The organism is Mycobacterium sp., assembly GCF_049683355.1.
Classification (GTDB): domain Bacteria; phylum Actinomycetota; class Actinomycetes; order Mycobacteriales; family Mycobacteriaceae; genus Mycobacterium.
This window is the reverse complement of sequence record NZ_JBAUJB010000269.1, coordinates 1-10,820: the sequence shown is the minus strand read 5'-3', so window position 1 is coordinate 10,820 and position 10,820 is coordinate 1. Positions and strand designations below refer to the sequence as shown.

General features: G+C 67.0%; 10 protein-coding genes. All 10 read right to left on the bottom strand.

Features of this window, described 5'->3' with window-relative positions:
- Positions 1-2: 2 nt before the first annotated feature.
- Positions 3-290, bottom strand: a complete 288-nt coding sequence (locus WA944_RS16095; protein ID WP_159231639.1) for a WXG100 family type VII secretion target — start codon at positions 288-290, stop codon at positions 3-5.
- A 30-nt stretch (positions 291-320) separates the two neighbouring features.
- Complete coding sequence (locus WA944_RS16090; RefSeq protein ID WP_526647125.1) at positions 321-626, bottom strand: WXG100 family type VII secretion target; 306 nt, start codon at positions 624-626, stop codon at positions 321-323.
- An 85-nt stretch (positions 627-711) separates the two neighbouring features.
- Entirely contained in the window at positions 712-2,031 is a 1,320-nt protein-coding gene (locus WA944_RS16085) for a PPE family protein (protein ID WP_526647124.1), read from the bottom strand.
- 29 nt (positions 2,032-2,060) lie between these two features.
- A complete protein-coding gene (locus tag WA944_RS16080; protein WP_526608318.1) occupies positions 2,061-2,357 on the bottom strand; it encodes a PE domain-containing protein in 297 nt (98 codons plus the stop codon).
- 178 nt (positions 2,358-2,535) lie between these two features.
- On the bottom strand, positions 2,536-4,287 hold the full coding sequence (eccCb, locus tag WA944_RS16075) for a type VII secretion protein EccCb (RefSeq protein WP_526372474.1): 1,752 nt from the start codon (positions 4,285-4,287) through the stop codon (positions 2,536-2,538).
- Positions 4,284-6,509: a type VII secretion protein EccCa gene (gene eccCa / locus WA944_RS16070; RefSeq protein WP_526372473.1), complete on the bottom strand. Its 2,226-nt coding sequence runs from the start codon at positions 6,507-6,509 to the stop codon at positions 4,284-4,286. Before eccCa ends, eccCb begins: the two co-directional genes overlap by 4 nt.
- A complete protein-coding gene (gene eccB, locus WA944_RS16065; RefSeq protein ID WP_526647123.1) occupies positions 6,506-7,996 on the bottom strand; it encodes a type VII secretion protein EccB in 1,491 nt (496 codons plus the stop codon). The genes eccCa and eccB overlap by 4 nt, the downstream gene beginning before the upstream one ends.
- Before the next feature lie 3 nt (positions 7,997-7,999).
- Positions 8,000-9,721 carry a type VII secretion AAA-ATPase EccA gene (gene eccA / locus WA944_RS16060; RefSeq protein ID WP_526372471.1) on the bottom strand — a complete coding sequence of 574 codons (1,722 nt, stop codon included), beginning with the start codon at positions 9,719-9,721 and terminating at the stop codon, positions 8,000-8,002.
- Positions 9,718-10,221: a hypothetical protein gene (locus WA944_RS16055; RefSeq protein ID WP_526372470.1), complete on the bottom strand. Its 504-nt coding sequence runs from the start codon at positions 10,219-10,221 to the stop codon at positions 9,718-9,720. The genes eccA and WA944_RS16055 overlap by 4 nt, the downstream gene beginning before the upstream one ends.
- A gap of 15 nt (positions 10,222-10,236) precedes the next feature.
- The coding region (locus WA944_RS16050) for an ESX secretion-associated protein EspG (RefSeq protein ID WP_526647122.1) at positions 10,237-10,820 on the bottom strand (584 nt) is incomplete at its 5' end.

Below are 10,820 nucleotides of genomic sequence, written 5' to 3'. Positions count from 1 at the left end.
GCTTATGTAAAGGTTCCGATCACGGCGTTCTCGGTGCCGCCCATGGTGGTGCCGGCGTTGCTCACTGCCTGCGCCAACTGCTGCAGCGCAAGGTTGAGCTCGGTCGAGTTGGCGTCCCAGCGCTGCTGGACCGCCTGGTACGACATCGAGCCATCGCCGACCCAGGCGCCCTGAAGGCGGGCGAGCGACCCCTGGCCCTCGTCGAGCAGGCCGTTGGTACGGCCGACCGCGGCATGAATTTCGCCGGCACCGGCCTCGATGGCGCCGAACTCGTAGTTGATCTGTCCCACTGCTGTTCTCCGTGTCCCTTTGAGTCCGACCTAGAAGTTCATCTGCGTCGCGAGATCGTCTGCGTTCTGCGCGTCGGTGTTGAGGTACGACGTACCGCTGGTGTGGATGTTCTGCGAGATGTCGGTGAGCAGACGGATCTGCTGACTCGACGCCTCGTGGAAACGCAGCAGCGCTGCCTGCGCGGCCTGTCCGGCACCCTCGCTGTGCAGGCTCTGCTGAAGACCCGCGGCGGTCGACTCGACCTGGGCGAGAACGGACTGAAGCTCGCCGGAGATCCGGTCGAAGTTCGCCGCCTCCGCCATTAACTGCGGAGTATCCGCATTCACCAATGCCATTGCTGACCTTCTCTCTCTTTACCTGTGCTCCCGCCGACTCGGCAGGCCCTCCCGACCCAGGCGGTCGGCAAGTTGCTGGGGACGATCACCACTCGTCCTCTTCGTCCTCACTGAGGTCATGTTCCAGGGGCGCCGGCGCGTTCAGGCCGGCCTTGTTGCCGCCGCTCTTGCCGCGCTGCCCCATCATTCCCATCGGTCCGCCCATCCCGCCGCCACTGCCAACGGGTGCCAACCCGGCGGCGGCGGCACCCGCCGCCGCACCGGCGCCGACAGCGACCGGGCTCAACGTCGGTCCGAGTTCCTTGCCGACGAGATTGGACATCAGCGGGGTGCGCGTCGCTGTGCCCCCGGCGCCGGGCAGGGACGCAGCCCGAACCATGCCCGAACCGGTCGCGGCGCCGCTGCCACCGATCGCGGGGTGATTCGAAAACGGGGTGGCGCCGAGCATTCCGACCTGCGCGCCCTTGTCGCCGCCCATCATGCCGCCCATCTGGCCGAACATCGACGACATCTGCTGCAGCGGCTGAGTGAGCTGCTGGAACGGCTGCGTGACCCCCTGCATCATCTGTTGGGGCAGCTGACCCAGCGTGGAACCGAGCTGAGAAGCCATCTGCATCCCCATCTGCATGCCCTGCTGAGGTGCCTGCTGCAGGGTCTGCGCCCGATCTGCGGGCGACCTACCCTGGTTGGCGGCTTGGTTCGCGACCTGCTCCATCCGGCCCGCCTTCTGGTTGGCCTCCTCGAACTTGCCGTACCCGCTGACCTTGGCGAACGTCGCATTGCGGACCGCAGCACCGGCCACCATCGGGGCGGCACCGGCCATGCCGACAGCCATCGCGGCCTCGGCGCCGCCGGGGAGCACGATCGGTTTGGGGGGCGGCACCGGCTCGAATGTCGAGTTGAGCATCGTCTCGGCTTCGTACGCGGTCATCACCCCGGCGGCCTGATTCCACATCCGGACGTAGTTCGCCTCGTTGACCGCAATCGGCACCGTGTTGACACCCAGGAAGTTCGTGGCGTTGAGGACCGCATTCGTGACGTGGTTCAGTTCGATCTCCGGCAGCTGCGGCGTGGTCGTTGCCGCCGTCGACCAGGCCGTGGCCTGCGCGGAGGCCTGAACTGCGCGCTTGTGTGCCTGCAGCGACAGTGTCCTCAACCAGACAACCATCGGCATCGCCGCCGTGATCGCGCGCTCGCTGGCCATCCCCTGCCACATCTGCGCCAGCGACGCCAGGCTGGCCGCCAACTCGTCGGCCTGCGTCTCCAACGAGATCGCGAACGCTTCCCACCCCGCCGCGGCCTGCACCATCGGCGCAACTCCCGCCCCGGCCTGCAGGCGCGCTGTGTTGATCTCGGGAGGAAATGCTCCCCAGATGGGTGGGATGGGTATACCGAGGCCGGCCATGGCTCACTCGACTCGAATCAGCTCGTCGCTCAGGCCAGCGTTGCGCCGTTCTCGGCATCAACAGCCTGGTAGGTGCCTGCGATCTGAGTGACGGTCGCACCGGCTCGGGCCAGCTCTTCTTGAGCCAGCGCGTTGATGCCCACGGTCTGGATTCCTTCGGAGGCGAACATCAGCGCCGCGCTCGCGGACACTTCGTCGGCGCCGGCCGGTGCGAGTGCGGTGACCTGCGCCGTCGCGGCAGTGCCGGTGGCGAGACCCCGCGCGCCGTTCGCGGCGACCTGACCGCCGACACCGGCAGCAGCGGCATTGTGGCTGAGTGGTTGCATTTGCTGACTCCTCACCAGTCTTGGACACAACGGCGTATTCAACTGTCGTTTACACGGCAGCAATCCCCTGTGAGAGAGCTTGAAGATCCCCCGACCCGATTGCTTTCGCAGGTCGCCCCGCATTTGCTGGACGTTACCGAAACCAATACTAACCGCCGACAGGGGGTGCTCTGCACACTTATTCTTCCGGTGGATCCACATACGCCGCTTGGATCACTTCTTTCCCATCCGGGGTGACAAAAAAGGCCTGACCGGGGGGCCGCTTCTTGACCAGAATCTCCCGCGACGGGAAATCCTGCTTCTCCCCGGAGAGAAACATCGTGGGCGTTCCGGCCCCGTACGCCGCTCCGACGAACTTGTCCATGGTGGCCCGGTGCGCCTGGCTCATCTGGCACGTCACGATGATGTGCAGACCGATGTCGGCGGCGGCCGGCAGCAGCGGCGACAGCGGTGCCATCGGCGACAGCATCCCTCCAGCCGCCACGATCATGTGCCAGTCGTCTACCAGCAACACGATGTCTGGGCCCGTCCACCATGAGCGCGCTCGCAGCTGAGACGGCGTCAGGTCTGTCGGCGGCAGCCGCTTGGTCAGATTGATCGCCAAGGCCTTGATCGACGCCTCGAGGGTGGTGTGGTTGCGGTTGATCGCTCCGGCGGCCAGCAGATGGGTGTCCGGGACCGCCTCCAACAAGCCCGACCGGTAGTCGGCGACCATGAAGCGCACCTGATCGGGGGTGTTGCGGGCGCAGATCGCCCGCGCCACCGCGTGGGCGATGGTGGTCTTGCCGGATTTGGGTGCGCCGAAGATCAGGTGGTGCGGACTGCTGTGCATGTGGCTGTGCGCCACCGTGAGGTCCGACTCCCGCACACCCACCGGAATCGTCCAGCGGGTCCGGTAGTCCGATTCCGGCCCCGGAGGGGCGGGGTCCAGTTGGTGCAGGTAGATCCGATCGGGCAGGACGCGCACCCGAGGCGCCTCGTCGGCATGGCGCGCGGCGACCTCCTGCACAGCGGCCGACATGGCCGGCACCAGGCCGTCGGCGCTGTGCACACCGTCGAGCCGTGGCACCCCGATCATCAAGTGGTGCTTGTCGGTTGATACGGCACGCCCCGGCCGGTTCAGCGGGATCTCGCGGGTGATGCGGTCCACCTGCGTCTCGTTCACATCTCCCAGCCGGAACTCCACCTTGGTGCCCAGATAGTCCCGGATGCGTGCCTTGAGCTCGGTCCACCTCGGCGTGGAGATCACGGTGTGCACACCGTAGGCCAGCCCCTGGCCGGCGATGTCCTGCACGACCGCTTCCAGATCGGTGAACTCCGCGGCGAAGGCCGGCCAGCCGTCGATCACCAGGAACACGTCACCGAACGGATCCGCCGACGCCGGGTTGTTCGGGTCCTCGCGCATCTGCCGGTAGTCGGCCATCGACCCGACGCGGTACTGCTTGAACGTCTGCTCACGCTGCCGCAGAACGGCTTTCACCTCGGCGACCACCCGGTTGACGCGGTCGGGTTCGGCCCGGGTGGCAACGCCGCCGACATGGGGCAGATCCTCGATGTACATCAGGCCGCCGCCGCCCATGTCGACGCAGTAGAACTGCAGCTCACGCGGGGTGTGAGACGCGGCAGCCGAGAGGATGAACGTCTGCAGGAAGGTCGACTTGCCCGTCTGCGGCGCACCACCGACGGCGATGTTGCCGGCCGCGGTCGCGACGTCGATGCCCCACACCTCCTGCCGGTGGCGCCGCGGCTCGTCCATGATCCCGAGCCCGATCCGCAGCGGTCTCCGGTCGTAGTCGCGGGCGACGAGTTCGTTGACCGGCGTGGGATCAGCCAAGGGGGGAAGCCACATTCGATACGCGTGGTTGTCTCCGGTGGTGAGCTGGTTGAGCACGACCTCGCGCAGCACCTTCTGCTCGGGTTCGATGCTCATTGGACCACCGTCGCGTCGAGGATCGGGGCGGCGGTGAAGCGGTGGATGCGAATGCTGTTGTCCACTGGCCGCGGCGCGGCGTCCCCATCGCCGGACGCCACCGCAACCGGCACATAGGGGTTCCCGGTGTACACGGTCTGGAACTTGACCGGATCCTCCATCCCCACTCGCAGGAACCCGACGCCGCTCTCCTTGTTCGAGATGTACTGCGCCTCCGGGGTCCCGATGACCGCCTTGGACTCTGCAGAACTGGTGGTGCGCAGCGCGATCCGGTAGGTCAGGTTGGGCTCCAGCTTGTCGATGCGGGTGCCGCCGGTGTTCAGCGACTGCGTGGCCAGCAGCAGGTGGACACGAAGCGACCGACCCACACGGCAGATCCGGTCGAACAGCCCGATGAAGTCGGGATGGTTCTGCAGCAACTCGGCGAACTCGTCGACGACGACGAACAGCGTTGGCAGCGGCGGCAGGTCGGCTCCGCGCTCGCGATGTTTCTCGTATTCGGCGACTCCCGACAGCGCGCCGGCGGCACCTACCTGCATGCCGGCCTGGCGCAGGATCGATTGCCGGCGGTCCAGCTCACCGGTCAGGACCTCCCCCATCCGGCTGACGAGCTCGGCTTCCTCCTCCATGTTGGTCACCACCGCAGCGGTATGCGGAAGCTTCTCCATCCCCAGAAATGTCGACCCTCCCTTGAAGTCTGTCAGCAGGAGGTTCACCTGGTCGGGATGATGTGTTGCAGCGAGGGAGAGAATCAGCGTACGGAGGAACTCCGACTTGCCCGATCCGGTGGTGCCGATCAGCATGCCGTGCGGGCCGGCGCCGAACTCAGCGCCCTCCTTGATGTCGAGATGCATGATGTCGCCGGTCTTGAGTTCGTGCCCGAACGGGATCCGCAACCGGTCACGGTCGGTGTCGGTGAACATCCGCCAGCGTGCGGGCGTCACCTCCTCGACGGACTGTGCGCCGACGATCTCGTGCCACTCGGTGGCGACCTTCTTCTGTACGCGGGTGCTCTTGTCGATGATGGTGCCGGTGATCGACCATCCGGCGAGTTTGCGTGCCACCCGCTCGGCCTGGCCCGGTGTCATCCGGTCCACCTGACTGGCCACCAGACGGAACGTCTGGTTCGGCAGCCGGTCGTCGGCAGTGCCGTCGGCATCGACCCGGATCCGGTAAGAGGACCGGTGATTGCCCAACGTGAGCACGGTGACCCCGGCTCGGCCGTCGGCGGGGAATCCGGCACGGCCACCGGTGAGGTCGACGACGACGACGTACGGGCCGCTGGGCGTGGCATCGGCCGTGTGAGGGCCTCGGGCAGCCAGATCGCTGAGTCCATCAGGCCGGGTGAACACCATCCGGGTGGAGCCCGCCGCGTCGGCGTCGGACTGGTGCTGGACGTGCGGCAGCCACTTCAGCCACGCCCAATCGGGTTCCTCGGGATTGTCGGTGAGCACCCGGATCTGGAGTAGGTCCGGCGGATGGAACACCGCCAGGTGGCAGATCATCGCTCGCAGGAGGCCAGCCGCCCCGTCGGCGTCACCGCCGACCGCGATGGTCGGAAATGTACGCAACTGCAGCAGCTTCGGGCAGTCGTGAATCAAGCCGTGAGTTCGCAGGAACTTCGTCACCCACATGTGGCTGACGGGCTCGAGGTGCGCCTGGGGAGCACCAGCAGGTCCGGCGAGGTCACCGCCCACCGCCGGCTTCAGCAACCGGTCGACGGCGGGCTCGGATCCGATGCCGATTCTGGTCGCAGCGTAGAAGTCCGCGTTGGCGGCCCGTGACCACTGGCGGTGGGTGCCGATGATCGACAGCAGGTCGTCCGGGTGCGGCGCGTGGTAGTTGAAGAAGGTCACCTGCGCTGCGGCCGAGGAGGTCACCCGGGTGCGCAGTCCCGCGAGGTAGCGCAGGTACTCCTTGCGGTCGGCGTTGATCTCAGGGACCTTCTTGCCCCCGCTGCCACCGCTGGCCACCAAACCCACGGCGGCCATCACCATCATCAGGGGCATCATCAGCATGTACGGCGAAAGTTGGCGCACACCACTGAAGATCATGATCGCGATCATGCCGAGCATGCACCCGCCGAGCACCCAGGGCAGCGCCTTCTGCATACCCGAGGGCGGGATGTCGACGCCGAGGTCCTCAGGCGGGGTGACGTTGATCTCGCCAGGGGTCAGCCGCGGCCCCCGCTTGATGATCGGGGTGAACTTACGAGTCGTCATCCGCCGCCTCCACTGCTCACACCCGCAGGAGTGGCCGCGCCATCGGCACCGACCTTGCGGGGGTTCGGGTTCGAGGGCAGCGTGTCGTGTTCGACGAGCGCCGCCTCCTTCGACAACACCGGGCCATCGACCAGCAGGCTGACCACCTGCCAGGGCGCGGTACGTGGCGCGCTCAACCCCAGCTTCGAGGCGGTGTCCTCATCCGGGAGCCCGTAGCGCACCCCCTGCGGGTCAATGTAGTAGAGGCTCTCACCGTAGCGAGGGTCAGGTGACTGCAGCCGGATGTACTGTCCGCCTTCGATGTGCACCGTGGCGTCGCCGGTGATCTGTCGGATTCCGGTGCTCAACGCTTCTGCCGGCAACGGCAACCGGCGACCCGCGATCACCGTCGTCCTGGGTGCCTGGTCACCGGGCTCGCGTTGCCAGGACCAGCATAACGTCGGGATGTCTTCCCGGAGAAGGACGTCCATGGAGGTGTCCGGCAGCGGCGAGTTGTAGACCTGCTCGATGATCCGAGCGACCGCGCTCGGTTCCATCGACGGCGGCGAGATCAGCCCGTAGGAGTTGGTGGCGCGCAGCGCGGCTGCGGTGGTGTCGTTGACCTTGGCCACACCGCCGGCCAACACCACGTAATTCTGTTCGTCGGCCTGCTCGCCGGAATCGATGACGGTCTTGAAAACCGAGCCGATCACCAGTTCCGGCGGCAGGCCCACCGTGTTCGGCGCACCCGCACCGGGGATGTCGGGCAGCCGCCACGGGCCCGCGTCGGGCAGCGCGTTGAACACACCTTCCGAGATCGGCGTCGAGCGCGCCGTGACTGGGATCCCCACCGCGGAGGTGACGGCCCGGTCGGACAGGTCGATGGCGTGCCGCCCGGCCTCGGTGATCAGCCAGTCCTGGTTCTCGTAGGAGATCAGCATGCCCTGTTCGGGGCGCAGCGGCCCGACGGACGAGTCCAGAGCCAGCGGCGTGACCAGTGCCGCTGTATCGACAGTCGGCGCAACACTTTCCGGCTTGATGACGGTGTCGCACAATGTCCACTGCGACTCGGGCGCCGCGGACACCGGGGTGGCATACGGCGCCCCCGGGATGCCGAGCGGCTGCCCCTTCGGCATCCTGTCGAGTTCCTCGGACTTGACCGCCACCGGGGTGTTGTTGCTGCCGAGAACCAACCGCGCGGAGGTCAGGTTGTACACAGGCCGCAGCTGCCCGCTGTCCGGAAGCACCACGTACAGCTGGTTCGTGGTGCGATCGACCAGAAGGCTGTCGCCGCCCCGCTTTCCGAGTGGTTTGAAGTAGGCGAGCAACGCTGCGCCCAGGCAGATCAAGACCGCGATGACGATGCCCGCGGTCACCGCGCGGCTGTAGAACTGGAGCGGATCGTCGAACATCCGGGTATCGCGACGCACGATCGCGTGCTCGACGCGGCGCAGCAGGAAGCGCCAGCCGCTGACCTGGACCTTGGTGGTGAGCCGGAATCCCGCCATCGGCTACCCGCTCAGATTCAGTCGGCCGTGCACCGACGCGATCGCTGCAGCCATGTCCTCACCGCTGATCTCGCTGAGCTGTTCGGTGGCAAGGGATTCGATGTCCAGCGATCGGGCCAGCCGCATGTCGCGCGTCTGTTCGCCGGCTTCCACGAGCTGGCGTGCATAACGCCCATTGCCCGCGACGTCGAGTGCCGGCTTGCCGCTCGCGGTGCTCTGGGTCAACAGCGTCGCCGCATCCAGCACCTGTTTGGCGGCCTCGTCGCTGAGGGTCGAATCGCCACCGGCCGCGATCACTTTCGCGATGTCGACGATCTCGTCCGGCGAGTAGGAGTCGAACTCGATGCGGGTGGAGAACCGCGAGCGCAGGCCGTCGTTGGTTTCCAGCAGCCGGTCGATGTCGTTGCTGTAGCCGGCGATGATCACCACGAGCCGGTCGCGGTCGTTCTCCATCCGGGCCAGCAGCGTGTCGAGAGCCTCCGTGCCGAACGGATCTGCACGGCTGTCGCGTTCCTGCACCAGGGTGTACGCCTCGTCGATGAAAAGCACACCGCCCATCGCCCGGTCGATGGTGCGTGCGGTCTTGACCGCCGACTGTCCTTCGTACTCGGCGACGAAGTCCTTGCGGGACGCCTCGACGAGTTTCGGTTCGGCGATCACACCCAGGCCGGCGAGGATATTGGCGACGACGCGTGCGATGGTCGTCTTGCCGGTCCCCGGCGGGCCGGTGAAGATCATGTGTTTGGACGCCTGAGCCACCTTCATCCCGCGAGCCGCTCGTACCTTGGCCATCTGGGTGGCTGCGCGGTAACGCTCGATCTGGTCCTTCACCCGCGTGAGGCCGATCTGGCGGTCGAGTTCCGACTGTGCTTGCGCCAGCAGTCTCTCCCGGCCGGAGTCGTCCGCGACCACGCTGGCGGGATCCCACGGGTCGCGGCGGGCGGCGATCTTCTCGGCGGTGGTCGTCTCCAGCCGGTACGTCGGATCCTTGAGCGCTGCCGCGACTTTCGGTGACGGGTGGGTTGCCTGCAGCCACTCCAGCAGGGCGACCGCGGCCTCCTCGTTGCCCTGACCTCGGCGGGTCATCGCCAGGTGCCAGGCGATTGCGGGAGCACACGCCTCACCCGCGGGCGACGAATTCGACTCCATCAGGCGCCGTTCGGCCTCGGTGAACAGGCCGAGGTTGGCCGCGGCCACCCCGTGCGCGACCCCGGCCGCGGCCGCCAGGAACTTGTCCGGCCACGAACCCGCGCCCCGCACCTCCTCGATCACATCGGTCCAGCGCTGCGCCGCACCGTAGATCACGGCCTTCACCCAGGACACCAGGTGCTCGGCGTCCGCGGACGGGATTGCTTCGAGAGCCTCCATCGCGTCGGCGTAGTTGCCCTCGGCGGCTTCTGTGACCGCGAATCCCATGGTGATGGCCAGCGGAGAGTTCACCGGATAGGTGATGTCCCCGTACTGCCCGCCGATCGGGATGCGGGCGCCCACGCTGTTCATCGATATCTCGGCGGCCCCGGCGAGCTGCCCGAAGTTGGTCCGCGAGTACCACGCCCGAAACATCGTCACCCGGTCGGTGTCGCCGCAGCGGATGCGGCCCACCCACGCGTCACAGGCGGATTCGTCGGCAATGGTGATGTCGGTGAACATGTCCAGCGACCGGGCCGGGGAGGTGGGCAGCATGCCCACCGCGGTGCCGAAGACACTTGCCAGATGTTCGGTCATTCCTCACCTGCATAGCGGGTTGTGAACAGTTCAGCCCTTGCGGCCTGAGCCTGTTCCGGGGTGGGCAGATCGAGATCGCGATTCAGAAAGTCTCGGGTGGCGACGTTGTCGTGTCCCTGTGCTCGCATGCCGTCCAGCATGAAGGTGTACTGGGCGGACCTGGCGTCTCGGGTTGCCAAGTCGGCGACGACCACGATCTCGTCGGCGAGGACGGCCTCGGCCAGCGTGGCCGCCTTGGGCGACAGCTCGATCTGCTGCACCCGCCCGTCCAGGTAGGTCGTCACTGTCACCGTGCCGGGAGGGTTGGTGACCGCGAATGTGGGCATCGCCCCGTCGTCGTATTCACTAGCGTCGACCGCACCGGCCGAGGAGTAGCCACCGAGAATCGCCCCCAGGTCTGTCTCTCCCGCGCCGTCGCCGACGACGCCAAAGTCCAGCGCCGCCAGGTCGTCGTGATTCGCCTCCTCGGCAGGGGAATCACCGGGCGGGGGTAAGGCCACCGTATATCGCCTTTCTCAGTCCGGCAACGATGCGTCGGTCTCACCTGCGTCGGCCCCGACGTGGCGGTCGAACCAGGTTCCGGACGGAAGGAACTCCATGAGGCCGTCCAGGGCGCGCTGCAGGTTCTCCGGCGTCCCGGGCAGGAAGCTGCCGTACAGCTCCCCGCTGACCCGACGCGGGATCGAGACGATTCTGCCGTGCGCCGAATCGAGAACCCCGGCACCCACCCCCGCCTGCGAGTACGTCCCGCCCGGGTGGCGCTCGTTGGCGGTGATCTCCACCCAGCTGTCCGGATTCGTGGTCGCGTCGGCGTAGATCCGGGCCGACGACAGTGGCAGGCCGTACTGTCCGAGTTGATCCGCGGTCCGCGCTTCTGCCAACTTCGCCGCGATACCGGTCAGCGGTTCGACCTCCGCCGGTGTTGCATCGCCGACGACCACGTTCACCATGGCCGCCAGACCGACCTGCGGAGCCACCCGCTGCAACACCAGCATGTCCTCATCGCGCGCGGCGACGACATGACGTTCCCCCTTGCGACACACCACGAAGCGCACCATTTTGCCACCCACGTCGCGGCGCCACCAACGGCAGTCCAGGG